Source organism: Burkholderia sp. Z1, assembly GCF_014893795.1.
Taxonomy (GTDB): Bacteria; Pseudomonadota; Gammaproteobacteria; order Burkholderiales; family Burkholderiaceae; genus Burkholderia; species Burkholderia theae.
In genome coordinates this window covers 3201230-3225352 of record NZ_JACFYL010000001.1, presented here as the reverse complement: position 1 = coordinate 3225352, position 24123 = coordinate 3201230, and the positions used below count along the sequence as shown (strand labels likewise).

Annotated in this window: 23 protein-coding genes; 15 read left to right on the top strand and 8 right to left on the bottom strand. The window is 68.6% G+C overall.

Going from position 1 to position 24123, the window contains the following annotated elements:
* Positions 1-34: 34 nt before the first annotated feature.
* Positions 35-688, bottom strand: a complete 654-nt coding sequence (locus tag H3H55_RS14965) for a hypothetical protein (protein ID WP_193099083.1) — start codon at positions 686-688, stop codon at positions 35-37.
* A 574-nt stretch (positions 689-1262) separates the two neighbouring features.
* Between H3H55_RS14965 and H3H55_RS14960 the strand changes: the two genes are divergently transcribed.
* The 5 genes from H3H55_RS14960 (at position 1263) to H3H55_RS14940 (ending at position 5586) form a co-directional block, all read left to right on the top strand.
* Complete coding sequence (locus tag H3H55_RS14960; RefSeq protein WP_193099082.1) at positions 1263-1523, top strand: phosphopantetheine-binding protein; 261 nt, start codon at positions 1263-1265, stop codon at positions 1521-1523.
* A 95-nt stretch (positions 1524-1618) separates the two neighbouring features.
* Positions 1619-2335: a 3-oxoacyl-ACP reductase FabG gene (fabG, locus tag H3H55_RS14955; RefSeq protein WP_193099080.1), complete on the top strand. Its 717-nt coding sequence runs from the start codon at positions 1619-1621 to the stop codon at positions 2333-2335.
* A 90-nt stretch (positions 2336-2425) separates the two neighbouring features.
* On the top strand, positions 2426-3718 hold the full coding sequence (locus tag H3H55_RS14950) for an endoribonuclease L-PSP (protein ID WP_193099078.1): 1293 nt from the start codon (positions 2426-2428) through the stop codon (positions 3716-3718).
* Positions 3719-3843: 125 nt separating this feature from the next.
* Positions 3844-4626, top strand: a complete 783-nt coding sequence (locus H3H55_RS14945; RefSeq protein WP_129512969.1) for a glycosyltransferase family 2 protein — start codon at positions 3844-3846, stop codon at positions 4624-4626.
* A gap of 198 nt (positions 4627-4824) precedes the next feature.
* Entirely contained in the window at positions 4825-5586 is a 762-nt protein-coding gene (locus H3H55_RS14940; protein ID WP_193099077.1) for a M48 family metalloprotease, read from the top strand.
* Between the two features lie 112 nt (positions 5587-5698).
* Here H3H55_RS14940 and H3H55_RS14935 read toward each other — a convergent pair whose 3' ends face one another.
* From H3H55_RS14935 to H3H55_RS14920, 4 genes are read right to left on the bottom strand one after another with little or no spacing between them, the layout of a single operon-like run.
* Positions 5699-7414: a lactate permease LctP family transporter gene (locus tag H3H55_RS14935; RefSeq protein ID WP_193099076.1), complete on the bottom strand. Its 1716-nt coding sequence runs from the start codon at positions 7412-7414 to the stop codon at positions 5699-5701.
* 57 nt (positions 7415-7471) lie between these two features.
* Positions 7472-8917 carry a LutB/LldF family L-lactate oxidation iron-sulfur protein gene (locus H3H55_RS14930; RefSeq protein WP_193099075.1) on the bottom strand — a complete coding sequence of 482 codons (1446 nt, stop codon included), beginning with the start codon at positions 8915-8917 and terminating at the stop codon, positions 7472-7474.
* Positions 8914-9639: a LutC/YkgG family protein gene (locus H3H55_RS14925; RefSeq protein WP_193099074.1), complete on the bottom strand. Its 726-nt coding sequence runs from the start codon at positions 9637-9639 to the stop codon at positions 8914-8916. Before H3H55_RS14925 ends, H3H55_RS14930 begins: the two co-directional genes overlap by 4 nt.
* Positions 9636-10433: a (Fe-S)-binding protein gene (locus tag H3H55_RS14920; RefSeq protein WP_193099073.1), complete on the bottom strand. Its 798-nt coding sequence runs from the start codon at positions 10431-10433 to the stop codon at positions 9636-9638. The genes H3H55_RS14925 and H3H55_RS14920 overlap by 4 nt, the downstream gene beginning before the upstream one ends.
* A 134-nt stretch (positions 10434-10567) precedes the next feature.
* Between H3H55_RS14920 and H3H55_RS14915 the strand changes: the two genes are divergently transcribed.
* The 5 genes from H3H55_RS14915 (at position 10568) to H3H55_RS14895 (ending at position 15890) form a co-directional block, all read left to right on the top strand.
* Positions 10568-11281, top strand: a complete 714-nt coding sequence (locus H3H55_RS14915) for a FadR/GntR family transcriptional regulator (protein ID WP_129512963.1) — start codon at positions 10568-10570, stop codon at positions 11279-11281.
* Between the two features lie 221 nt (positions 11282-11502).
* The gene (locus H3H55_RS14910; protein WP_193099072.1) at positions 11503-13128 is read left to right on the top strand and encodes a phospholipase D family protein; all 1626 of its coding nucleotides are present in this window, start codon (positions 11503-11505) and stop codon (positions 13126-13128) included.
* A 147-nt stretch (positions 13129-13275) separates the two neighbouring features.
* The gene (locus H3H55_RS14905; RefSeq protein ID WP_048242764.1) at positions 13276-14049 is read left to right on the top strand and encodes a class II aldolase/adducin family protein; all 774 of its coding nucleotides are present in this window, start codon (positions 13276-13278) and stop codon (positions 14047-14049) included.
* 354 nt (positions 14050-14403) lie between these two features.
* Complete coding sequence (locus H3H55_RS14900) at positions 14404-14838, top strand: CHRD domain-containing protein (protein WP_129512960.1); 435 nt, start codon at positions 14404-14406, stop codon at positions 14836-14838.
* Positions 14839-14927: 89 nt separating this feature from the next.
* Positions 14928-15890 (top strand): alpha/beta hydrolase, encoded by a 963-nt coding sequence (locus H3H55_RS14895; protein WP_193099071.1) that lies wholly within the window; start codon positions 14928-14930, stop codon positions 15888-15890.
* Here the strand turns inward: H3H55_RS14895 and H3H55_RS14890 are convergent.
* Positions 15860-16702: an EcsC family protein gene (locus H3H55_RS14890; RefSeq protein WP_193099070.1), complete on the bottom strand. Its 843-nt coding sequence runs from the start codon at positions 16700-16702 to the stop codon at positions 15860-15862. The genes H3H55_RS14895 and H3H55_RS14890 overlap by 31 nt on opposite strands.
* A gap of 106 nt (positions 16703-16808) precedes the next feature.
* Between H3H55_RS14890 and H3H55_RS14885 the strand changes: the two genes are divergently transcribed.
* Both H3H55_RS14885 and H3H55_RS14880 read left to right on the top strand, forming a co-directional pair.
* On the top strand, positions 16809-18404 hold the full coding sequence (locus H3H55_RS14885; RefSeq protein WP_193099069.1) for an MDR family MFS transporter: 1596 nt from the start codon (positions 16809-16811) through the stop codon (positions 18402-18404).
* 51 nt (positions 18405-18455) lie between these two features.
* Positions 18456-18902, top strand: coding sequence for a MarR family winged helix-turn-helix transcriptional regulator (locus H3H55_RS14880; protein ID WP_193099067.1), 447 nt, complete (start codon positions 18456-18458; stop codon positions 18900-18902).
* A 112-nt stretch (positions 18903-19014) separates the two neighbouring features.
* Here H3H55_RS14880 and H3H55_RS14875 read toward each other — a convergent pair whose 3' ends face one another.
* Together H3H55_RS14875 and H3H55_RS14870 are read right to left on the bottom strand one after the other, a co-directional pair.
* Positions 19015-19596: a DJ-1/PfpI family protein gene (locus H3H55_RS14875; RefSeq protein WP_048242758.1), complete on the bottom strand. Its 582-nt coding sequence runs from the start codon at positions 19594-19596 to the stop codon at positions 19015-19017.
* A gap of 191 nt (positions 19597-19787) precedes the next feature.
* A complete protein-coding gene (locus tag H3H55_RS14870; protein ID WP_193099066.1) occupies positions 19788-21068 on the bottom strand; it encodes an amino acid deaminase in 1281 nt (426 codons plus the stop codon).
* A 118-nt stretch (positions 21069-21186) separates the two neighbouring features.
* Between H3H55_RS14870 and H3H55_RS14865 the strand changes: the two genes are divergently transcribed.
* The 3 genes from H3H55_RS14865 (at position 21187) to H3H55_RS14855 (ending at position 24112) form a co-directional block, all read left to right on the top strand.
* Positions 21187-22116, top strand: coding sequence for a MurR/RpiR family transcriptional regulator (locus tag H3H55_RS14865; protein ID WP_193099064.1), 930 nt, complete (start codon positions 21187-21189; stop codon positions 22114-22116).
* 2 nt (positions 22117-22118) lie between these two features.
* On the top strand, positions 22119-23600 hold the full coding sequence (locus tag H3H55_RS14860; protein WP_193099063.1) for an N-acyl-D-amino-acid deacylase family protein: 1482 nt from the start codon (positions 22119-22121) through the stop codon (positions 23598-23600).
* Positions 23601-23725: 125 nt separating this feature from the next.
* A complete protein-coding gene (locus H3H55_RS14855; protein ID WP_011353171.1) occupies positions 23726-24112 on the top strand; it encodes a RidA family protein in 387 nt (128 codons plus the stop codon).
* The last annotated feature ends 11 nt before the right edge of the window (positions 24113-24123 follow it).

Sequence of the window (24123 nt, the reverse complement as noted above, 5' to 3'; positions counted from 1 at the left end):
GTGGCCGCGTTGCGGCGCCGCGCCGGCCGTGAATTCATCGTGAGGCCTGTGGCGCCTGTGTCGTCGCGCGATACGCGCGCACCGCGTCGACCATCCGTGGCCGCGGCTCGTGCGGCAGCGCGAAGCGCCGGCACGCATGCTCGGCGGCGAACATCACGGCGACGAGCGGCAGCGACAGGTAGTTCGCGAACGTCGACCACGCGACGATCGGCGCGGTCGCGAACAGCAGCGTCGACACGGCGGCGATCGCGACGAAGAACAGCGTCCACGCGAACGTGATCTGCCGCGTGTAGCGTGCGACGGCCGGCGTCACCGTGCCGTGGATCATCGCCGCGAAGCGCGTGCACAGCGGCACCTTGCCGGCCGCGAGCGTGCGGCCGAACAGCAGCGCCATCGCGATGTTGAAGCTCGCGTGTTCCAGATACAGGCCCCATTCGAAATGTCGCGCGAGCGGCGCGCGGGTGGCCCACAGCAAGGCGGCGGCAAGCAGCCATGCCGGCACGAACCACGCACGTCGCGGCGAGCGCAGCGCCGCGCCGAGCGCGAGCAACAGCGGTGGCACGAGCGCCATCGCGAGGCCGAAGCCATGTGCGCCGGGCGTCGCGGCCGCGTAGTGGGCGCCGGCCTGGTAGGCCACCACGGCGCCGACCGCGGCGACGCCGCGCGCGATGGCCAGCAGCCGGCTCATCGACGGCCTCCGGGCGCGCGGCGCGGGCACCCGTCCCCGGTGGCGGCCGAACGGCGGCGGACGGGCGGGTGAACCGGAACGGAGCGGAAGGACGGGCGCGGCATGACTGGAGACATCGGGCGGGTCGTGGCCGGACGCGGTGGTCGGGCCGTCAAACATCATATGAATGGCGGCCGGGACGCAGGTCCGGGCCGGTGGTCGGGCACGCTCATTTTAGGGCCCCGGCACCGCGTGTTCGGGGCGCGCGTGAACGGGTTTTGTAACCGATTGTATGGCACCGGATGAGGCGTTTCGCAGGGTCGGTCCATTTCCGTCCAAAGCGGCTCAAGCGTCTCGTGCATTCGGGTCCCGAAACGGGGTGCGGCGCAGGCCCGCCAGTCTGTAACCATTCCCGGTATACGACCCGATACCCTTCGTCTAGAATCCGCGTAACTTTTACCAACGATCCCCAAATAACGCAGGCGGGGACGCCGGCAGACGCCGGAGGGACGGAGATTTGCACGCGCCGGGCGTGCACGACAGTTGCCGTTTCCGGGCGCCTCCCGCTGCCTTGGGCCGCCTGCCCGCACGCATGATGAACGCACTGGAACAAGAGCTCGCCACGCTGATCGTCGGCGAATTGAATCTCGAAGACGTCCCGCTCGAAACAGTGACGGCCGGGACCCCGCTGTATGGCGAAGGGTTCGGGCTCGACTCCATCGACATCCTGGAAATCGCGCTGCTGATCTCGAAGAAATACGGCTTCGAACTGCGCTCGGACAATCCGGACAACCAGAAGATCTTTGCGACGCTCGGCGCGCTGGCCGCGTACGTCGCCGCGCATCGCACGAAGTGACGGCGGCGCGCAGGGAATGACGGCACGCGGCGGCAATCGGCAGACGATTCGCCGGCGCGTCGATCAAGGTGAAACGCGATGAACGGAGCAATTCGATGCGGGCGCTCGTGACGGGCGGCAGCGGCGCACTCGGGCAGGCGATCTGCACGGCGCTCGCGCAGGCCGGCCATGAAGTGTGGGTGCATGCGAACCGCCATCTCGCGCAAGCGGAAGCGGTCGCGCAGCAGATCGTCGCGGCCGGCGGCACCGCGCGCGCGATCGCGTTCGACGTGACCGACGCCGATGCGACGCTCGCCGCGCTGGCGCCGCTCGCCGACGACGTGCCGGTGCAGATCCTCGTCAACAACGCGGGCATTCACGACGACGCGCCGATGGCCGGCATGTCGCGCCAGCAGTGGCACAGCGTGATCGACGTGACGCTCAACGGCTTTTTCAACGTCACGCAGCCGCTGCTGCTGCCGATGATCCGCACGCGGCGCGGCCGGATCGTCAATATCGCGTCGGTGGCCGGCGTGACCGGCAATCGCGGGCAGGTCAACTACGCGGCCGCGAAGGCGGGGCTGATCGGCGCGACGAAATCGCTGTCGCTGGAACTCGCGTCGCGCGGCATCACGGTGAACGCGGTCGCGCCCGGCATCATCGAATCGCCGATGGCCGAGCACGCGTTTCCCGTCGAACGCATCAAGCAGCTCGTGCCCGCGCAACGCGCGGGCCGGCCCGACGAAGTCGCGGCGATGGTCGCGTATCTGGTATCCGACGCCGCAGCCTATGTGACGGGGCAGGTGTTGTCCGTCAACGGCGGGCTCGCATGACGAAGCGCGCGGCGTTGGCATGAACGTAATGCAACGCGGCGCAGTGGCCGCGTTGGCGCGCGGCCTGCGCCGCATAGTGAGGAAATCGAAGTGTCCGTGCATCCAGTCGACGCCGAACGGCGCCCGTGTTCCCTGTCGTCCGCCAGTGCGCCCTTTGCGCGCGGGCAGTCGGCAGCCGGGCGGGCCGCATCGCGATCGGACGCGCCGCTCGCGCACGGCGGCGGCCACGCATTGCGGCTCGTCCAGATGAGCCATGCGCGGCTCGCCGCGTTGCTGCACGATGCGCGTATCCGCGGCGATGGTTTCGACCACGCGTTTCCCGGTGCGCTGGGCGCGGTGTGCATCGGCTCGGCCGGGACGCACGACGAGTCGCAGGCCGGTGCCGCGGCACGGATGTTGACCGATGCCGCGCCCGATCTGCCGATCGCGCCGGTGCAGATGGCGCTGCTCGGCACCGGTGTTGCGCCGGCCGATGCCGTCTGCGAAATCTGGCAATGCAATGCGCACGACTTGCGCAGCGAACGGCGCGGCGCGCTGCACTATCGCTACAGCGAAACGGCGGGCCTCGTGTTCGGCAGCATCGTCGTGCACGAGCACGAAATGCCCGACGCGCATCGCGACGGCGGCACGCCGCTCGAACGTGCGACGCACGACGCATACCGCGCGCTGTTCGACGTACTCGATGCGCTTGGCATGCCGCATCCGCTGCGCATCTGGAATACGGTGCCGGCGATCAATGCGGTGCAGTTCGGGATCGAACGCTATCGTCAGTTCAATATTGGCCGTCAGCACGCGTTCGACGCGTGCCGCCGCGCACTGACGGGCGGCGTGCCGGCCGCGTGCGCGCTCGGCTCGGTCGAGGCGGTCGCGGGCGATGCGATGCCCGCCGCGCCGCTCGCGATCCATTTCCTCGCGAGCCGCACGCCGGCCGATCCGGTCGAAAACCCGCGCCAGGTCAGCGCGTATCACTATCCGGCGCAGTACGGCCCGCGTGCACCGACGTTCGCGCGCGCCGCCGCGTGGGCGGACGGCGACGCCGCGCCGGTGCTGTTCGTGTCGGGTACCGCGAGCATCGTCGGGCATCGCACCGTGCATCACGGCGATGTCGTCGCGCAAACGCGCGAGACGGTCGCGAACCTCGCCGCCGTGCTCGAGCAGGCGGCGCGGCAGGGGCATGGCCCGTTCTCGCTCGCCGACCTGAGCTATCGCGTCTACGTGCGCGATGCCGGCGACGCCGCGGCGCTGGCCGCGATCGAGTGCGTGCTGCGCGACGCGGCCGGCCCCGGCGTGCGGCCGCTGTTCGTGCATGCGGACGTGTGCCGCGACGACCTGCTGGTCGAGATCGAGGCCAGCGCGGGTCATACGACGGAGTGGCTGTCATGAAGCGCGACAACCTCACGCTCCGGCAACGGGCGCCGCACGCGGACGGCATCGACGAAGCCCGCCGGCAGTCGCCGGCAAGTCATAAACTTTTGTCAGGATCCCTGTCTTCGCAATCGGCCGTTCCCATGTCCACGCTGCACGCCTCGTCCACCCATCTCGTGCTGATTCCCAGCTACAACCCGGGCGCCAAGGTCGACACGACCGTGCGCAATGCCCGTGCGCAGTGGAATCCGGTGTGGGTCGTCGTCGACGGCAGCACCGACGGCAGCGCCGAACGGCTGCAGGCGATGGCCGAGCGCGATCCCGGGCTGCGCGTGATCGTGCTGCCGGAGAATCGCGGCAAGGGCGCCGCGGTGCTTGCGGGGCTCGACGCGGCTGCGGCGAGCGGCTTCACGCACGTGCTGACGATGGATTCCGACGGCCAGCATCCGGCCGACCTGATTCCCGCGTTCATGGCCGAGTCGCAAGCGGCACCCGACGCGATGGTGCTGGGTGTGCCGAAGTTCGACGCGAGCGCGCCGCAGTTGCGCGTGCAGGGGCGCCGGCTGTCGAACGCATGGGCCGACCTCGAGACGCTGTGGGCCGGGATCGGCGATTCGCTGTACGGCTTTCGCGTGTATCCGGTCGCGCCGCTGGCCGCGATCATGCGCCGCCAGCCGTGGATGCGCGGCTTCGACTTCGATCCCGAAGCGGCCGTGCGGCTGTGCTGGGCCGGCGTGCGTCCGATCCGCATCGACGCGCCGGTGCGCTATTTCGGCCGCCACGAAGGCGGCGTGTCGCACTTCCATTACGGCCGCGACAACGCGCTGCTCGCATGGATGCATCTGCGCCTCTTCACCGGCTTCGCGGTGCGGCTGCCGATGCTGGTCGCGCGGCGGCTGACACGTCGCCGCGATCAGGCGGCCTGAGCGCCACAGCCGTTTTCCGTCCCGATCATCGCCCGGCCGCGGCGATTGCCCCTATTTTCGCCGTCAATCCCGTCCCGGATTGCCGTTTCATCTCAATATGCTGAGTAATGAAGGTGTCATCGGATGTAAACATCTGGTAATTTTCTGCCGGATTATGCAAAATCGCCGCTTCCAAATACAACTATCGAGAGATCCGGGATGCAACTCAAGAAAGCGGTGGCAGCGTGTGGCGTGGCGTTCGTGTTGAGCGCATGCGGCGGGGTGCAGAGCCTCGACGCGAACAGCCTGACGTCGGCGGGCACGAACCTGTACAAGGCAGCGACGCTGTCGGATGCGGATATCGCCGCGCTGTCGAACGACTCGTGCAAGTCCAGCGACGCCGAATCGAAGATCGCGCCGGCGAACAGCGCGTATTCGAAGCGCCTGACGAAGGTGATGAAGGGCTTCGGCGACATGACGCTGAACGGCCAGAAGATCAACTACAAGGTCTACATGACCAAGGACGTCAACGCGTGGGCGATGGGCAACGGCTGCGTGCGCGTGTACAGCGGCCTGATGGACATGATGAACGACGACGAGCTGCGCGGCGTGATCGGCCATGAAATGGGCCACGTCGCACTGGGTCACTCGAAGAAGGCGATGCAGACCGCCTACGCGGTGAGCGCGGCGCGCAGCGCGGCCGGCGCGGCATCGCCGGGCGTGGCGGCACTGTCGAGCTCGCAGCTCGGCGACATCACCGAGAAGTTCATCAACGCGCAGTTCTCGCAGACGCAGGAAAGCGCGGCGGACGACTACTCGTTCGACCTGATGAAGCAGAAGGGCATGACCCAGAAGGGCCTCGTCACCGCATTCCAGAAGCTTGCGAAGCTCGATGGCGGCCAGAGCTCGATGATGAGCTCGCACCCGTCGTCGGCGAGCCGTGCGCAGCACATCGAGGATCGCATCGCGAAGGGCAGCTGATCGAGCAGCCGAGCGCCGGCCAGCGCAGGTCGGCATCGGCAATCGGTACGCAGAAAACAAAACCCCACGCTCTTTCGGGTGTGGGGTTTTGTTTTTTTGGGGTGCGCGCCGCTTACGGCACCATCCCCGGCAGCACGTAGGCCTGCACGAGCGTGATCAACCCGACGACCACCGCGAACAGCAGGCTGTGCCGCACCGTGAAGCGGAACAGCTCCGACTCCTTGCCGACGAGGCCCGTCGCCGCACAGGCGACCGCGATCGACTGCGGCGAGATCATCTTCGCGGTCACGCCGCCCGTCGTGTTCGCGGCCACCGCGAGCGTCTCGGGCACGCCAAGCTGATGGGCGGTGGCCTGCTGCAGCGAGCAGAAGAGGGCATTCGACGACGTGTCCGAGCCGGTCAGGAACACGCCGAGCCAGCCGAGGAACGGCGAGAAGAACGGGAATGCGGCGCCGGTCGCGGCCAGCATCAGCGCGAGCGTCGACGACATCCCCGAGTAGTTCGCGACGAACGCGAACGCGAGCACGAGGCCGATCGACAGGATCGGGCGCGTCAGTTCCTTCAACGTCTCGCCGAACGTGACGAGCGCGTCGCGCGGTTTCATCCGCAACAGCGCCATCGAGATCAGCCCGGTCACGAGGATCGCGCTGCCCACCGCCGATACCAGGTCGATCTTCAGCACGGCTTCGAGTGCCTTCGGCGTCGCGGCGATCGGCGCGGTCTTCACGACGAGCTGGTCGAGCCCCGCCACATGGAACTTCAGCACGGTCGACGCGAGCGCGCCGTGCGCGGCGAACAGCGCCTTGAACGGCGCGATGCTCCACACGGTGACGACGGCGGTCAGGATCAGGAACGGCGACCATGCGCGCACGGTCTGCGCGAGCGTGTACGGCGACGCTTGCCGGCTCGAACCGGCGCCGAAGCCGCCCGCGTCGAACCTGCCCGCGCCGAACCCGGCCAGCGCCGCGCCGCCGCCGGATGCGACGATGCCGCCGGCCGGCTGCCGCGCGGTGCGCGGCTGCCACACCTTCAGGAACGCCGCGAGCGCGACGAGGCTCACGAGTGACGACGTGATGTCCGGCAGCTCGGGCCCGATATGGTTCGACGTGAAGTACTGCGTGACCGCGAAGCTGCCGCCCGCGACGAGCGCGGCCGGCCAGGTCTGCCGCACGCCGCGCAGCCCGTCCATCATGAACACGAGCCAGAACGGCACCGCGAGCGACAGCAGCGGCAGCTGGCGGCCGGCCATCGCGCCGATATGGAACGGGTCGATGCCCGTCACCTGTCCGGCGACGATGATCGGGATGCCCATCGCGCCGAACGCGACCGGCGCGGTATTCGCGATCAGGCACAGCCCGGCCGCGTGCAGCGGGCGAAAGCCGAGGCCGACCAGCAGCGCGGCCGTGATCGCGACGGGCGCGCCGAAGCCAGCCGCGCCCTCGAGGAACGCGCCGAACGAGAAGCCGATCAGCAGCATCTGCAGGCGCTGGTCGTCGGTGATCGACAGCACGGACGCGCGAATGATGTCGAACTGGCCGGTCTTCACGACGATCTTGTACAGGAACACGGCCGCGACGATGATCCACGCGATCGGCCACAGGCCGTACGCGAAGCCGAAACCGGCCGCCGCGAGCGCCTGCGGCACGGGCATGCCATACGCGAGGATCGCGACGCCGAGCGACAGCAGCAGTGTGATCGCGGCGGCGACGTGGCCCTTCATCCGCAGCGCGGCCAGCGCGACGAAGAAGAAGATGATCGGGATCGCGGCGACGAACGCCGACAGCCCGAGGCTGCCGAGCGGGGTGTAGATCTGATGCCAAACCTGCATGGATGTCTCCTCCATCTGTGTCTGTATTTCTATGGGTAAGGGCGGGAAAACGGTGTTCTATTCGGGCTGGCCGCGTGCGCGCAGCAGGTCGGACAGGCTGCGCGGCGCCGGTTCGAGCGGCGTGCGGTGCTGCGTCCAGCCCATCTGTTTCGCGGGTGTCAGCGCACGCAGGCGCGTCGCGGCCCAGCGGAACGCGCGGTACGCACGCGGATGCGCGAACGCGCCCGACCAGAAGCGCCATACGAGGTCTTCCGCGCGGTTGTAGTTCGCGCCCTGGCCGCGCAGCGGATGCGCAACGGGTTCGTCGGGCTTGCGGTTCGCCTCGGTGCGCAGCCGCACGAGCAGTTGCGGGATCGGGATCCGGACCGGGCACACCTCGCCGCACGCGCCGCACAGCGTCGACGCGGTCGGCAGGTCGGCCGTCGCGTCGAGGCCGAGCAGGTGCGGCGAGATGATCTTGCCGATCGGCCCCGGGTAGGTCGTCCCGTATGCATGGCCGCCGATGCGCGTGTAGACGGGGCAGTGGTTCATGCACGCGCCGCAGCGGATGCATTGCAGCGTTGCGCGCAGTTGTTCGTCCGCGTAGGCCTGCGTGCGGCCGTTGTCGAGCAGCACGAGATGCAGCTCGCGCGGGCCGTCGCGTTCGCCGTCGCGGCGCGGGCCCGAGATCAGGTTGAAGTAGGTCGTGATCGCCTGACCGGTGGCCGAGCGCGTGAGCAGGCTCGACAGCGGCACGATGTGCTCGAGCTTGTCGACGACCTTTTCGATCCCCATGATCGCGATATGCGTGTCGGGTACCGTCGTCGACAGGCGGCCGTTGCCTTCATTCTCGACGAGCCACAGCGTGCCCGTGTCGGCCGCCGCGAAGTTCACGCCGGACAGCCCGATGTCCGCTTCGGCGAATGCACGGCGCAGCGCGCGCCGGCCGGTCTGGATCAACTCGTCGACGTCTTCCGTGTAGCGCGTGCCGGGGATGTGTTCCGCGAACAGTTCGGCGATGTCGCCGCGCGTCTTGTGGATCGCCGGCATCACGATATGCGATGGTTTCTCGCCCGCGAGCTGCACGATGAACTCGCCCATGTCGGACTCGATGCAGTCGACGCCGTGCTCCGCGAGGTAATGGTTCAGCTCGATTTCCTCGCTTGCCATCGACTTGCCCTTGATCACGCGGCGCGCCTTCTTCGCCTGCGCGATGCCGAGCACGATCGCGTTCGCGTCTGCGGCCGTCTCGGCCCAGTGTACGTGCACGCCGGCTTCGGTGAGCTTCGCCTCCAGCCGTTCGAGCAGCGCGGGCAACTGCGCGAGCGCGTGCTGCCGCACGGCTTCGCCGAGATCGCGCAACTGCTGCAGTTCGGTGTCGTCGGGGAACTGCGTCGCGCGCTTGCCCTGCAGGAAGTCCATCGCGCCGCGAAAGCTCTGGCGCAGCGCGGGATCGTCGAGCGCGGCGCGCGCGCGGGCCTTGAAGTCGCCGGGGGCGACGAATTGCAGCGTGCGGTCGCTCATCGCGGCAGGTCCTCGCAAGCGGTTGCGGCCGGCCGGTCGGCCGAGTCGGTGACGATCACGACCCACAGGCGGCGCGGGCCGTGCGCGCCATAAGCGAGCGTCTGCTGGATGTCGGAGGTCTTCGACGGCCCCGACACCAGCACGAGGTTGGTCGGCATGCCGGCATGCCAGCGTTCCGCGTGCACGGCAGCGTGCAGGTCCGCATGCAGCGTGCTTGCGTGGACGAGCGCGACATGCAGCGGCGGCACCAGCGACACCGTGCGCGGCGTGCCGGCATCGGGTGCGAGCACGACGGTGCCGGTTGCGGCGATGCCCGAGCGCGCGACGGTGAAGCCCGCGTCGATCGTGTCGAACAGTTCGGCCTTCCACGCGTCGATCGGCCGGTCGAACGGCACGGGCGCGACCGTGTCGGGCAGCGCGCGGGCGAGGGCCGCGGATTCGGCGCGGTGCGGATCGAGCAGCAGGCGGCGCACGCCGGCGTCGGCGAGCCGCGCGGCGAGCTGCGCGGGCCATTCGTCGCCGGTCGCGCACCAGACGTCCGCGTGCGATGCGGCGAGCGCGGCCTGCATCGCCTGGGCGAGCGCGTGCGGATCGCGCGTGGCCGATGCGCGGCGCGTGTCGTAATGCGTGTCGATGCGTGCGTCGAGCGCGGGGGCGGCCGTCGCGGCGACGCCGGGGGCCGTGGCGCGCAGGCGCGCGAGAATCGCGGTGCGCGCGCTCATTGCCGGTCTCCGCGCAACGACGCGGCGCCGGCCGTGCGGCGCCACAGGAAGCTCGCGAGATGTTCGACCGGCAGCGGCGCGCCGGACTGGGTCGCAGCGTGGCCGATATTCAGCAGGCAGCCGCAGTCCGCGGACACGAGCCGGTCGCAGCCGGTCGCGCAGGCCGACGCGACCTTGTCGCGCACCATCGCGCCGGAGATGTCGGGATGCTTGAGCGAAAACGTGCCGCCGAAGCCGCAGCATTCGGATTCGCGTTCGTGTTCGATGCGCGTCACGCCCGGCAGCGCGTCGACGAGTGCGACGCCGTGCCCGCGCGTGCCCATCTCGCGTCGCGCCGCGCACGACGTGTGCAGCACGACGCGTTCGGCGGGCCCGGCGCTTGCCGCGACCGCATCGAGTTGCACGTCGAGCACATGGACGAGGTATTCGGCGAGCTCGTAGGTCCGCTCCGCGATCGCGCGGGCCTTCGGGCCGTGGACCGGATCGTCGGCGAACAGCGCCGGCCAATGGTGCCGGATCATGCCCGCGCACGAGCCGGACGGCACGATCACGGGCCACGGTTCGGCGAACAGGTCGAGCTGCGCGGCCGCGACGCGGCGCGCTTCGTCGGGATTGCCGCTGCTGTACGCCGGCTGCCCGCAGCAGCTCTGGCCGCGCGGATAGTGGACGGTCAAACCCTCGCGTTCCAGCAGACGGACCGCGTCGAGCCCCGCTTCGGGGACGAACAGGTCGACCAGGCAGGTCGCGAACAGGTAAACGTGCGCGGTGGCGGCGGGGTACTGCCTTTCGTTCATGTCTCGCTCCAGAGGCGACGGCCCGGCATGCGGATGCGGGACGACGATTTCGCTGCATAATTCCCGCGACGGCGCCGCAGTTCAAATTGGTTGGGCCAATCGGCGTGACGGGCATGACGGGAGGAGACGCGACGATGGCAGCGATGACGGCACGGGGCCGGACCGAAGTGGTGATGCGCAAGATCGAGACGGCGCTGCTCGACGGCACCTGGCCGGCCGGTGCGCGCCTGCCGGCCGAGCGCGTACTCGCGCAGCAATACGGTGTCGCGCGCAATACGGTGCGCGAGGCGACCCAGCGGCTCGTCGCGCGCGGGTTGCTGCAGAGCCGGCGCGGCGCGGGCGTGTACGTGACGGACCAGTTGCGCGCGGGCATCGCGTCGCCGTGGGGCCAACTGGTCGCCGACCATCCGGCGCTGCGCGACGACATCCTCGAATTCCGCCGCGTGCTGGAAGGCGCGACCGCGTATTTCGCAGCGCTGCGGGCCGACGCGAACGACCGCCGCCGGATCCGCGCGCTGCTGCGCGAACTCGAAACCGCGCACGCGAACGACGACCGGACCGTCGAAGCCGCGACCGACGCGAAGCTGCACGAGGCGATCGCGCTCGCGTCGCGCAACACGATGTTCCTGCACCTGCATACGAGCGTGATCGGGATGCTGCGCGAGCACATTTCGATCAACGTGGTCGGCATGAGCGTGCAGAACGAGCAGGCGGACCAGTTGCTGCTGCAGCACCGCGCCGTGTGCGATGCGATCTGCGCGCACCGGCCCGAGGAGGCGCGCACCGCGATGCAGACGCACATTGATTACGTGCGCAGCCATTTCGAGCGCAGCGACGACGCGCGGTGAAATTGGTCGGACCGCTTCGGCGCATGGCCGGTGCGGCGGGCGGGGGCGACGGATGCATCGCCGGCTTCCGGACGGCGGCCGTTCGCCTGCGGCCCGCGCCGCCCGCGCTTGCCGCGCGATTGACCGGTTCATCGGGCGCCCACTAGAATCGGCCGGAACCGCCCGCCAGCCGCGCGCCGCGGCGAATGCGGACTTTTGTTCCGCCAGTCGAGGAAGTTTCCGTGCTCACGTCTTTCATCCGGCGCGCGCCGGCCGCGCCGTCGTGGCGCGCCGTATGCGGCCCGGCCCGTGCGCTGGCCGTCTGCGTGTTGCTGTCGCTCGTCGCCGCGTGCGCGACGCATCCGCCCGCCACCACGCTCGATCGCCCGGTTTCCCATGCGTTGCCGCCCGATACGGCGACGCCGTTGCGCGACGCACTGGCCGCGCCCGAGGCCGCGCACCCGGGCCAGTCGGGCTTCCGGCTGTTGCCCGACGGCGCCGCGGCGCTGCAGATGCGCATCGCGCTTGCCCGCGCGGCGACGAAGACGCTCGACATGCAGTACTACATCGCGACCGAGGACACGACCGGCAAGCTGCTGCTCGCCGCGGCGCTCTACGCGGCCGATCGCGGCGTGCGCGTGCGGATGCTGGTCGACGACTTGAACTTTCGCGACATCGATCGCATCATGGCTGCACTGAACACGCACCCGAACATCGAGATCCGCGTGTTCAACCCGTTCGGCGCGTCGCAGCAGCGCATGGCGGAGCGCACGGCCAACTTCTTCACGCGCATCGACAGCTTCACGCGCCGGATGCACAACAAGGCGATGATCGCGGACAACCAGATCGCGATCGTCGGCGGCCGCAATCTCGGCGATGAATACTTCAGCGCGAGCCCGACGCTGCAGTTCCGCGATCTCGACGTGCTCGCCGCGGGCCCTGTGACGAACGACATCTCGGCAAGCTTCGACACCTATTGGGCGAGCGCGAGCAGCTATCCGCTGAGCGTGCTGAATCACCAGTCGTTCGATCCGAAGGATCTCGACGCGATGCGCGACGAGTTGCGCGACCACTGGCGCAAGAACGCCGATCCGTACAACGCGAAGCCGCTGAACGCGACACCGCTCGCGCAGCAGATCGCGCGCGACGAGCTCGCGCTCGTGTGGGCGCCGGCCGAGTTTCAGGCCGACGCACCCGACAAGGTTGCGCAGCCAACCGACGCGTACGTGAGCCCGCCGATGCAGCGCCTCGTCGAGCTGACGCGCGGCGCGCAGCAGGAATTCCTCGCGTTCTCGCCGTATTTCGTGCCGCACGACGCGGGCGTGAAGATCCTCGGCGACACGACCGCGCGCGGCGTGCGCGTCGCGATCCTGACGAATTCGCTCGCCGCGACCGACGCGGTTGCCGTGCAGGCCGGCTACGGGCCGTACCGCGTGCCGCTGCTGCAGCACGGCGTCGAGTTGTACGAGTTCAAGGCGCAGCCCGGCCGGCAGCGCCCGCGCCTGTTCGGCTCGGGCTCGCGGGCGAGCCTGCACGCGAAGGCGTACGTGATCGACCGGAAGATTCTCGTGATCGGCTCGATGAATCTCGATCCGCGCTCCGCGCACCTGAATACCGAACTGGCGCTCGTGATCCACAGCCCGGCGCTCGCGCAGCAGGTCGCGACGATCTTCACGCGCGTGACGCAGCCGGACGAAAGCTATCGCGTGAGCCTCGCGACGCCGGCGGGCGGCGGCGCGCCCGCACTCGAATGGACCGGCACGGACAACGGCCGGCCGACCACCTATCACGTCGATCCGGGCGCGGGGCTGCTGCGCAACCTGATGACCGGCATCTTCATGTTGCTGCCGGTCGACGATCAGCTTTAAGGGACCGAAGCGCTCCGGCTAAACCCGCGTTAACGGTGCGCCGGGAAAGGTGATATGGTTGTGTGCGCAACCATAATGACGGTGTGACGATGCCACCCGACGGCCCGCGCCACGCGGGCCGCGCACACCCGCAACCGGAGTTCCTCCATGCAACGTGTACCGAACCAGCCGTTCACGCGTCCCGCCCGCTTCTCCGAAGCCGAATGGCAGGCGCGCGTGCAGCTCGCGGCGGCGTATCGCATCTTCGATCATCTCGGCTGGACCGAGCTGATCTACAACCATATCTCGCTGCGCGTGCCGGGCGAGGACGGACATTTCCTGATCAACCCGTTCGGGCTCCATTACCGCGAGGTGTGCGCGTCGAACCTCGTGAAGATCGATATCGACGGCAACGTGATCGGTCATTCCGACTGGCCGATCAATCCGGCCGGCTTCACGTTCCACAGCGCGATCCATGCGGCGCTGCCCGATGCGCACTGCGTGATGCACGTGCACACGACGCCCACGATGGCCGTGTGCTGTTCGCGCGACGGGCTGTCGTTCTCCAATTTCTATTCGGCGCAGTTGTACGGGAAGATCGCGTATCACGACTTCGAGGGCATCACCGTGCATCTCGAAGAGGGGCGGCGCATCGTCGAGAGCGCCGGCGGGCGGCCCGTGCTGCTGCTGCGCAATCACGGGCCCGTGACGATCGGCGCGACGCTCGCGCAGACGTTCTCGCTGATGTGGTTGCTCAATCGCGCGTGCGAGGTGCAGGTCGCGACGCATGCGATCGGTGATGCGCTGCCGATCGCGCCGCCCGTGCTCGAGGCGTGCGTGCGCGATTCGCTGAATTTCGACCCGAAGCATGGCGCGGGGCAGGACGCGTTCGACGCGCTGCAGCGCATCGTCGATCGTATCGATCCCGGTTATCGCGCGTGACGCGAAGCGCTGCGTTCACCGGCGGCTCACGCAAAAAAAACGCGGCCGGGTGGCCGCGTGAATACTCGCAGACTCCTTCGGACGAAGGAAACAAGCAACTGTGAAACGAAGTGTAGCGAAAGGCCGCACGCGGATTCAGCCGTCAGGCTGCAAAGGTCCGTTCCAGGTTGACGCAGACTGACGCGACGTGCGGCGCCCACCGCGCGAGATGGCCGGCCGCGCGCGGCGCCATCAAGGGTGGTGCGGCGATTCGCAGCATGGCCGTTCGGCGGACTGCCGGCGCGACGGCGATCGACTACCATCATGTCTGGCGCCCCCGCTCGGGCGGCGTACAACGTCGTACAAGGAGAGTCCATGCTCAAGCTGCGTTTGCTCCAGGTCGCGTTACTCGCGGGCGTGCTGGCCGCCGGCAGCGCCGCCGCCGAAACGGTGCGCCTGTCCGCCAATCTCCAGCCGTCGAGCGAAGTGCCGCCAACCGCGACCAAGGGTTCGGGCGCCGTCGATGCCACCTACGACACGGCCACGCACACGCTGCAGTGGACGGCGACTTACGAACACCTCACGGGGCCGGCCACCGCCGCGCATTTCCACGGGCCCGCGCCGGTCGGCCAGAATGCGGGCGTGCAGGTGCCGATTCCGAAGGACGAGCTGGCGAGCCCGATCAAGGGTTCGAAGGAACTCACCGACGCGCAGGTCACCGACCTGATGGGCGGCAAGTGGTACTTCAACGTGCATACGAAGGAGCACCCGTCCGGCGAGATCCGTGGCCAGGTGATGCCGGCGAACTGAGCGCCGGCGTTTGATATAGAGGCACCTGTCGAGCGGTGTGGGAACGTTCGCACGTACCATCGTCACACTGCGATTACGGAGTGGGTCCGATGAGTTGGCAAAGCAAGTTCGCCTGCTGGCTGCTGCGCTGGCAGTTCCGTCCCGAGACCACGCGCGAGGTGCTCGATCCCGCCCGCGCACGGCGCTTTACCGACCTGCGGATGTTCGTGCCGCGCCGCGCGCCGTCGGGCTACCGGCTGCGCCAATGTTACGGCGCGGGCGACGCGCCGCTGCGCGGCGAATGGCTCGAACGCACCGACGCGGTCGCGGGTCGCGGCCCCGGCCGCACGCTGCTGTATTTCCACGGCGGCGGTTATTACTTCTGTTCGACGAAGACCCATCGGCCGCTCGTGTTCGGGCTGACGAAGCGCGCGGGCGTGCGCTCGTTCTCGCTCGACTACCGGCTTGCGCCCGAAAACCGTTTCCCGGCCGCGCTCGACGATGCGCTGGCCGCGTACCGGCAACTGCTCGCGCTCGGCACGCCGCCCGAGTCGATCGTGCTCGGCGGCGATTCGGCGGGCGGCGGCCTTGCACTCGCGACGCTCGTCGCGCTGCGCGATCGCGGCGAGCCGCTGCCGGCCGGCGCGATCCTGTTCTCGCCGTGGACCGACCTGGCGGCCACCGGAGACACGCTGCGCACCAACGACGGCGCCGATCCGATGTTCGCCGGCGCGGCGCTGCCGAAGGCCGCGAAGCTCTACCTCGGCGACGCGCCGGCGACGCATCCGTACGCGTCGCCGCTCTATGCGGATTTCGCGGGCCTGCCGCCGCTCTACATCCAGGTCGGCAGCACCGAGGTGCTGCTCGACGATTCGCGCCGCGTCGCCGAGAAGGCGAAGGCGGCCGGCGTGGCAGTGGAGATCGAGGTGTGGCCGGATATGCCGCACGTGTGGCAGCTATACGTGCCGATGGTGCCGGAAGCGCGCGACGCGCTCGACCGCGCGGCCGCGTTCCTGCGCCGCGTCGCGGTCGAACGCGCGGTTCAGCGCGTCGGCGAGGCGTCGATCGCCTGATACGCGGCCTTGACGGCCACCGAACCGTACTTGCGCTCGAGCCGGCGCACGGTAAAGTGGCCGTGCGCCATCTGCTGGAAGTGGTCGATGAACAGCGTGTTGACGGTCGCGCCGAGTACGGCGCCGATCGCCGGAATCGACTTCGCGGCCATCTGCTCGGTCACCTGCACCGAGAAGCGCGATGCCACTGTCTGCACGAGCTTGAACACGGCCGCCGAGCTGTGCGCGGCGATGCCTTTCGTCGTGATGTCCGACGATGCCTTCGAGATGGCCTGCGCGAGCGCGCCGCGCAGCACGAAATAGCCGAGATCGGCGTCCTCTTCCTGCTTGTCCGGGTTGCCGCCCATGCCGAGCACGGCCAGGCATTGCAGCTGCGTATCGATCGACGTCAGGTCCTCGCCTTCGCTGCGCGCGATGTCGCATACCGAGCGGAAGATCAGCGTGGTCGTCACCGGCAGCTCGACCGGCAGCGCGAGAAAGCCGAACGCGCCGCCCGCCGCGCCGGTCGTCGCGACCGCGAGCTTGTGCAGCAGGTTGCTCGGCTTGTCGGGCTCGGCGTCCGGCGCCGGCGGCTTGCCGAGCGTGCGCAGCGCGATGTTCAGGCACTTGCGCAGCGCGAGCTGCGTTGCGTCGTTGATCTTGCCGGTCGCGAAATCCGGCAGCCGGGCGATCATTTTCTCGACCGGCGCGCCGAGCATGCCCGTCAGCTTCATCGTCAGCGACGGGCTTTCGAGCACCTGCTTCGCGCGCCACAGCGCGTCCCGATCCTCCTGCGACAGGGATATCGCGGGGGTGATTGAAATCGGTTCCATCATTCTCCTTGGCGGCCGGGATGGTTTGACCGCCGCCAGCCTAGATTACTCCGCCATGCTAGAATTTTAAGATTGATTGACTCGTCAAAAGTTGCATCAACAAAAAATGGCCGTCCACACTGCCGCCCACCATTCGAGCGGGCAAGTCTTGCCATTCCGCGAATCGCTGCTGGCGATGATCGGGATCTCGTTCGTCACCATGCTCGTCGCGCTCGACCAGACCGTCGTCGGCACCGCGCTGCCGACCATCGTCGCCGAACTCCGGGGCTTCGACCTGTACGCGTGGGTCGCGACCTCGTACCTGCTCAGTTCCGTGATCACGGTGCCGATCTTCGGCCGGCTCGGCGACTATTACGGCCGCAAGCCGTTCGTGATCGTGTCGATCATCGTGTTCACCGGCGCGTCCGTGCTGTGCGGCATGGCCAACGACATGCTGTATCTCGTGCTCGCGCGCGGGCTGCAGGGGATCGGCGGCGGGATGCTGGTCGGCACCGCGTTCGCGTGCATTCCCGACCTGTTCCCCGATTCCGTCGTGCGGTTGCGCTGGCAGGTGCTGATGAGCTCCGCGTTCGGCATCGCGAACGCGGTCGGCCCGTCGCTCGGCGGCGTGCTGACCCAGTCGTTCGGCTGGCGCTCGGTGTTCTACGTGAACCTGCCGGTCGGCCTGCTGTCGCTGCTGTTCGTGTGGCGCTACCTGCCGCACCTGCGCCACGTCGAGCACGATCGCAAGATGCGGCTCGACTGGCCGGGCGCGCTGCTGATCGCACTGTCGCTCGGTTCGCTGCAACTGTTCGTCGAATGGCTGCCGAAGTACGGCGTCGCGAGCTGGGCGTCGCTGCTGCTCGTCGTCGCGGTCGCGGCCGGCGTCGGCCTGTGGCACTGGGAAAAGCGCGCCGCGCAGCCGATTCTGCCGTTCGACATGTTCGGCAACCGCGCGCTGTCGGCGCTCTTCGTGCTCGCGATCCTCGCCGGCTTCTCGATGTTCTCGCTGCTGTTCTACGCGCCGCTGCTGTTCCAGGGCGGTTTCGGGATGTCGCCGAAAGAAGCGGGGCTCGTGATCACGCCGCTCGTCGTGTTCATCACGATCGGCAGCATCATGAACGGCCGCGTCGTCACGCGCATCCGCAATCCGAACGCGATGCTGCATGTCGGCTTCGTGCTGTTCGCGATCACGTGCGCGGGCATCGTCGTTTCGACGCACACGACGCCGACCTGGATGCTGATGGCGCTGATGGTCGCGGGCGGCATCGGGCTCGGCTTCGTACTGCCGAACCTCACCGTATTCGCGCAGCAGACGGCCGGCCGCGAGCACCTCGGCATCGCGACGGCGCTGCTGCAATCGCTGCGGATGGTCGGCGGGATGGTCGGCACCGCGCTGACGGGCACGCTCGTCAACCAGATGTATTCGGGCGGCGTGCGCAATGCGCTGTCGACCGACCATGCGATGCAGTGGCATGCGCAGCTTGCCGATCCGCAGATCCTGATCGATCGCACCGCGCAGGGCAGTCTCGTCGCCGAGCTGACGCGTGCCGGGCATAATGGCGCGCTGCTGCTGGAAGCGGCCCGCGAATCGCTGGTCAGTGCGATTCACCTGGGCGTCGCGATGGCGGCCGTCATCGCCGTGGTGTCGGTGTGGCAGTGCCGCCGCGTGCCGCCGATCGCGCTGCGGCGCAAGATCGAGCCGCATGTCGCGGCCGACTGACGGATTGACCGATTCAACGATTCATCGATTTACCGGAAACGAAATCAGCGCATGGAAGAACAGGACCGCGTCGCGATCTTGCAGCAATTCGGACGCACGTATCGCGCGTTCATGACCGCGTTCGAAACGCACGTCGGGCAGCCGATGCCGCGCTGGCGCATCATGGTCGCGTTGCACACGATGGGCGGGCATTCGTCGCAGAAGCGGCTCGTCGAAGTGCTGCGCATCGATCCGGGTGCGCTCACGCGCCAGTTGAAGTCGCTCGACGCACTCGGCTGGATCGAGCGTGAATCCGACGCGCGCGACAACCGCGTGACCAATGTCACGCTGACGGACGACGGCCGTGCCGCGTTCGACGCCTGCCTGCCGCGCCGCAAGGCGTTTCTCGAGCAGACGATGGCTCAATTGCCGGACGATGTGCTGAATGCGCTCTCGGGCGCACTGGCGATGCTCGAATCGCGAATCGCGGACGTCGGTTCGACGCCGGTCGCGCGCTGACGCACGGCGCGGGCAGGCGCGTCAGCCGCGCCCGCGACCGATCGCCACTGGCAGGCGGGCACGTTATCCCGCCGCCGGCCGGCGCTTCATCTCATCTCGATTCACTTCAGGTTTACAGCTCGATGCGCGTTCCCAGCAGCGCGAGGAATTGCGCGAGCCATGCCGGATGCGCGGGCCACGCGGGCGCGGTGACGAACGGCGCATCGGTCACGGCCGCATCGACCGGGATGTCCGCGTATTCGCCGCCCGCAAGCTTCACCTCGGGCGCGCAGGCCGGGTAGGCCGAGATGCGCTTGCCGCGGATCACGTCGGCGGCCGCGAGCAGTTGCGCCGCGTGGCAGATCGCGGCGATCGGCTTGCCGGCCTCGGCGAACGCGCGCACGAGCGCGATCACCTTCGGGTCGAGTCGCAGGTATTCGGGGGCGCGGCCGCCCGCGATCGCGAGCGCGTCGTAGCGCGACGCATCGACGTCGTCGAACGCCGCGTTCAGCGTGAACTGGTGGCCGGGCTTCTCGGTGTAGGTCTGGTCGCCTTCGAAATCGTGGATCGCGGTCTTGATCTTGTCGCCCGCGCGCTTGCCCGGGCAGACTGCATCGACGTGGTGACCGACGGCCTGCAGCGCCTGGAACGGCACCATCGTTTCGTAGTCTTCGGCGAAATCGCCGGTCAGGAACAGGATCTTCTTCGCGGCCATGGCTTTCTCCAGTGAAGCGGCGTGAGGGCCCGTTCGCGCCGTGCGCGGCAGACGGGCGCAACGGCCCCGAGACGCCGTTGCGCAGCACGCAACAGCCCGCCCCGAGGACGAAAGCGCAGTGTACTCCGGCAGATTGAAGCGCGCGTGACGGCCGCCCCGCGCGAGCGGCGGGGCGGCGCGCGCAATGCACGTCAGAAGAAGGTTTCGACGACTTCCGTCACGCGGAACTGCGGATCGAGCACGAGCACCTGGCGCCACTTGTCGAACGTCAGGCACGGGTGCGAGATGTCGAACGCGACCATGTCGCCGACCTTCACGTCCGCGCCCGGCGGGATCTGCAGGTACGCGTGCTGATCCATCATCCCGGTGACGGCCCAGCCTTCGGTGGCGGCGACGTCGCGCGGCGCGCTGTCGCGGCCCGGGCGGAAGTGGCGCGCCGGCTCGGGCAGGCCCGCGTCGAACGCTGCGTCGCGCTTGCCGAGCGCGACGATCGCGCGATCAGCTTCCGGCACCGACTGCACGTACGCCCACAGCTGCAGCGCGGGCAGCAGCCCTTCGCCCATCGTGCGTGCGATCGGGTTGCGCGCGAACACGTCGGTCTGCGCCTTCTTGTAGACGCCGACGTCGTGCGTCAGGTAGCAGCCCGGACGCAGCACGACTTCCGCGAAGCCTGCATTGGACGCCTTCGCGAATTCTTCCGCGACCACGTCGTACCACGCCGAACCGGCGCCGGACAGGATTGCCGGCGTGCGCGCGAAGCGGCCCGCGTCGGCCAGCTCGCGCGTGAGCGCGACCGCTTCCTGCAGGAATGCGCGGATCTCGCCTTCCTCTTTCAGCACGCCTTCATACAGTTCGATGCCGGCCAGCTTCAGCGTGTCCGGATAACGCGCGAGCGCGGCGAGCACGGCTTCGCGCTGCGCGGCATCGCGCACGCCCGCGCGGCCGCCCGGTACGCCAAGCTCGAGCAACACGTTCAGCGGCTTCTTCAACTCGCCGAAGAAGCGGCCGAGCTGGTCGACGCTCTCGGCGGAATCGACGAGGCAGAAGAATTCGAAGTCGGGATCGGACAGCAGCCCGGCGATGATCGTCATGTTCTGGCGGCCGACGAGCTGGTTCGCGAGCAGCACGCGCCGCACGCCGCCGTGATACGCGGCCTGCGTCTGGTGCGCGGTCGCGAGCGTGATGCCCCACGCGCCCGCGTCGAGCTGGCGGCGGAACAGTTGCGGCGCCATCGTCGTCTTGCCGTGCGGCGCAAACTTGACGCCATACTGCTGGACGAATGCCTGCATCCAGTTCAGGTTGTGTTCGATGCGATCCTCGTAGAGCACGGCAGCCGGCAGGCTGACGTCTTCCGCGAGCAGGTTCCACTCGAGGCGGCCTGCGTCGCCCAGCGGCACGCTCGCGCTCGGCAGATTGCCGAGACCCTTGCCGAACGGATCGATCGTCGCTTCCTGATAGTTTGTAACTTTCATGTCAATCTGCTCCATCATCACTATGCATTGCACTGAAGTTGACATGCAGATGGTACAGAAAGTAGGATTTGCGCGGTGATGTTATTTAGTAACATCAAGCTCCCCATCCTTTCCGCAGATGAATACGCCCGCTACTCCGTCCGCTTCGCACGCGGTCGAGCCCCATCCGGCTCCGCTGGTCCTCGACATCGTCGCTCGGATCGCCGAATGCGCGCCCGAACTGCGTGAAGCCGAGCGCAAGGTCGCCGCGTTCATCCTTGCCGATCTCGCGCGCGCCGCGCATGCGAGCATCGGCGCGCTCGCACGCGACGCGGAGGTCAGCGTCGCGACCGTCACGCGTTTCGCGAAGGCGGTCGGTTGCCGCGACGTGCGCGAACTGAAGGTGCTCGTCGCGCAGGCGGCGGCTGTTGGCCAGCGCTTTCTCGTACCGTCCGACGATGCGCCGGCCGACGACGCGAACCCCGCGTCGGTCGTCTACGACGAGATCCGCCTGGCGCTCGCGCACAACCACCAGTTGCTGCGCAACACGTCGTTCGACGCGGCGGCCGAGCTGCTCGCCGGCGCGAAGATGATCTACGTGTACGGGCAGGGCGGCGGCTCGACCGCGCTCGCCGACGAGCTGCGCTTCCGGCTCGTGCGCTTCGGCCGGCCGGTCGCGACCTATCAGGACAGCCTGCTGCAGCGGATGGTGTCCGCGACGCTGTCGCGCGACGCCGTCGTCGTTGCGCTGTCGGTCAGCGGGCGCGTGCCCGAGCTGCTCGAGAGCTGCCGGCTCGCGCAGCGCTATGGCGCGAAGCTGATCGTGATCACGGCGCCGGCTTCCCCGCTCGCGAAGCTGGCCGACCACCTGATTCCGGTTGTCGCGTTCGAAACCGATTTCATTTACAAGCCGTCGACATCGCGTTACGCGATGATGATGGCGATCGACGTGCTCGTCACCGGAGTCGCGTTGCGGCTCGGCGATGCGGGCCGAGAATCGTTGCGCCGCATCAAGCATGCGCTCGATGCGCATCGCGGCGGCGGAGACCGTCAACCGGTAGGAGACTGAACATGCATTCGCATCCCGAAGCGGCCGATACGCTGATCGTCGGCGCGCAGCTTTACGACGGTACCGGTGCGCCGCCCGTTACGCGCGACGTCGCGATCCGCAACGGCGTGATCGCGGCGATCGGCAACCTGTCGAACTGGCTCGCCGAGACCGTCGTCGATGCGGACGGCCGCGCGCTCGCGCCGGGCTTCGTCGACGTGCACACGCACGACGACACGCACGTGATCCGCGCGCCGCAGATGCTGCCGAAGATCTCGCAGGGCGTGACGACCGTGATCGTCGGCAACTGCGGGATCAGCGCGTCGCCGGTGACGCTCACGGGCGATCCGCCCGACCCGATGAACCTGCTCGGCGAGCGCGGCGCGTTCCAGTACCCGACCTTCGCCGACTACGTTGCGGCCGTGAACGACGCGCGTCCGGCCGTCAACGTCGCGGCGCTCGTCGGCCACACGGCGCTGCGCAACAACCAGATGGATCGCCTCGACCGCGCGGCGACCGACGGCGAAATCGCCGGGATGCGCGCACAGCTCGAGGAGGCGCTCGCGAACGGCGCACTCGGGTTGTCGTCGGGTCTCGCGTACGGCTCCGCGTTCGCGGCGCCGGCCGAGGAAGTGATGGCGCTCGCCGAGCCGCTCGCGAACGCGGGCGCGCTGTACACCACGCACATGCGCACCGAGTTCGACGCGATCCTCGATGCGATGGACGAGGCGTATCGCGTCGGCCGCCATGCGCGGGTGCCGGTCGTGATCTCGCACCTGAAGTGCGCGGGCCCGTCGAACTGGGGGCGCAGCACCGAAGTGCTCGCGTCGCTCGAAGGCGCACGCCGCTACCAGCCGGTCGGCTGCGACTGCTATCCGTACAGCCGCAGCTCGTCGACGCTCGACCTGAAGCAGGTGACGGGCGACATCGACATCACGATCACGTGGTCGGAGCCGCATCCGGAAGTCGCGGGCAAGCTGCTGAAGGCGATCGCCGCCGACTGGGGCGTATCCGAGCAGGAAGCCGCGCAGCGCATCCGTCCGGCGGGCGCCGTGTACCACAACATGTCCGAGGACGACGTGCGCCGGATCCTGTCGCACCCCGCGACGATGGTCGGTTCGGACGGCCTGCCGAACGATCCGCTGCCGCACCCGCGGCTGTGGGGCGCGTTCCCGCGCGTGCTCGGCCATTACGTGCGCGACACGAACCTGCTGCCGCTCGAGGAAGCGATCCGCAAGATGACGTCGCTGTCCGCGCGCCGCTACGGGATCGCGCGGCGCGGCGAGGTGCATGTCGGTTACCACGCGGATCTCGTGCTGTTCGATCCGGCGCGCGTGATCGACGCCGCGACGTTCGAGCAGCCGCAGCAGCCCGCGCACGGGATCGACGCCGTGTGGGTGAACGGCGTGCTGACCTACGAGAACGGCCAGCCGACCGGCGAGCGTGCCGGCGGTTTTGTCGCGCGCGGCGAGCGCGTGCCGGCGAGCGCCGACGCCGCGTTCTGAGCGCGGCATCGGTATCGATCTTCCGCGCGTGCCGCTGTCGGCGCGCGCATCCGCAACCGTGCGTTGCATGGGATCCGCGTCAGAGCTGAAGCGCGGCGCGGGTCGACAAAACAAGGAGTGAAACGATGAAGCGATATGGCGTAGGCGAAGCGAAGGGTACGGGCGGCCAGGTGATGCCGTTCGCGCGTGCGGTCGAGGCCGACGGCTGGCTGTATGTGTCGGGCCAGACGCCGATGGTGAACGGCGAAGTCGTCGAAGGCGGGATCGTCACGCAGTCGAAGCAGACGATCGAGAACGTGATCGCGATCCTGAAGGAAGCCGGTTACGGCCTCGAGCACGTCGTGCGCTGCGGCGTGTGGCTCGACGACGCGCGCGATTTCGCGTCGTTCAACAAGGTGTTCATCTCGTACTTCGGCGAGCATCCGCCGGCACGCGCATGCGTGCAGTCGAGCATGGTGATCGACTGCAAGGTCGAGGTCGATTGCATCGCGTACAAGGCGCCCGCCAAGTAACGCGGCCGCGC

Bases quoted from the DNA above. Each gene is read 5' to 3' on its own strand.
- H3H55_RS14965 (WP_193099083.1), bottom strand. From the start codon at position 688: ATGAGCCGGCTGCTGGCCATCGCGCGCGGCGTCGCCGCGGTCGGCGCC.
- H3H55_RS14960 (WP_193099082.1), top strand. From the start codon at position 1,263: ATGAACGCACTGGAACAAGAGCTCGCCACGCTGATCGTCGGCGAATTG.
- fabG (WP_193099080.1), top strand. From the start codon at position 1,619: ATGCGGGCGCTCGTGACGGGCGGCAGCGGCGCACTCGGGCAGGCGATC.
- H3H55_RS14945 (WP_129512969.1), top strand. From the start codon at position 3,844: ATGTCCACGCTGCACGCCTCGTCCACCCATCTCGTGCTGATTCCCAGC.
- H3H55_RS14940 (WP_193099077.1), top strand. From the start codon at position 4,825: ATGCAACTCAAGAAAGCGGTGGCAGCGTGTGGCGTGGCGTTCGTGTTG.
- H3H55_RS14935 (WP_193099076.1), bottom strand. From the start codon at position 7,414: ATGCAGGTTTGGCATCAGATCTACACCCCGCTCGGCAGCCTCGGGCTG.
- H3H55_RS14930 (WP_193099075.1), bottom strand. From the start codon at position 8,917: ATGAGCGACCGCACGCTGCAATTCGTCGCCCCCGGCGACTTCAAGGCC.
- H3H55_RS14925 (WP_193099074.1), bottom strand. From the start codon at position 9,639: ATGAGCGCGCGCACCGCGATTCTCGCGCGCCTGCGCGCCACGGCCCCC.
- H3H55_RS14920 (WP_193099073.1), bottom strand. From the start codon at position 10,433: ATGAACGAAAGGCAGTACCCCGCCGCCACCGCGCACGTTTACCTGTTC.
- H3H55_RS14915 (WP_129512963.1), top strand. From the start codon at position 10,568: ATGGCAGCGATGACGGCACGGGGCCGGACCGAAGTGGTGATGCGCAAG.
- H3H55_RS14905 (WP_048242764.1), top strand. From the start codon at position 13,276: ATGCAACGTGTACCGAACCAGCCGTTCACGCGTCCCGCCCGCTTCTCC.
- H3H55_RS14900 (WP_129512960.1), top strand. From the start codon at position 14,404: ATGCTCAAGCTGCGTTTGCTCCAGGTCGCGTTACTCGCGGGCGTGCTG.
- H3H55_RS14895 (WP_193099071.1), top strand. From the start codon at position 14,928: ATGAGTTGGCAAAGCAAGTTCGCCTGCTGGCTGCTGCGCTGGCAGTTC.
- H3H55_RS14890 (WP_193099070.1), bottom strand. From the start codon at position 16,702: ATGGAACCGATTTCAATCACCCCCGCGATATCCCTGTCGCAGGAGGAT.
- H3H55_RS14885 (WP_193099069.1), top strand. From the start codon at position 16,809: ATGGCCGTCCACACTGCCGCCCACCATTCGAGCGGGCAAGTCTTGCCA.
- H3H55_RS14880 (WP_193099067.1), top strand. From the start codon at position 18,456: ATGGAAGAACAGGACCGCGTCGCGATCTTGCAGCAATTCGGACGCACG.
- H3H55_RS14875 (WP_048242758.1), bottom strand. From the start codon at position 19,596: ATGGCCGCGAAGAAGATCCTGTTCCTGACCGGCGATTTCGCCGAAGAC.
- H3H55_RS14870 (WP_193099066.1), bottom strand. From the start codon at position 21,068: ATGAAAGTTACAAACTATCAGGAAGCGACGATCGATCCGTTCGGCAAG.
- H3H55_RS14865 (WP_193099064.1), top strand. From the start codon at position 21,187: ATGAATACGCCCGCTACTCCGTCCGCTTCGCACGCGGTCGAGCCCCAT.
- H3H55_RS14860 (WP_193099063.1), top strand. From the start codon at position 22,119: ATGCATTCGCATCCCGAAGCGGCCGATACGCTGATCGTCGGCGCGCAG.
- H3H55_RS14855 (WP_011353171.1), top strand. From the start codon at position 23,726: ATGAAGCGATATGGCGTAGGCGAAGCGAAGGGTACGGGCGGCCAGGTG.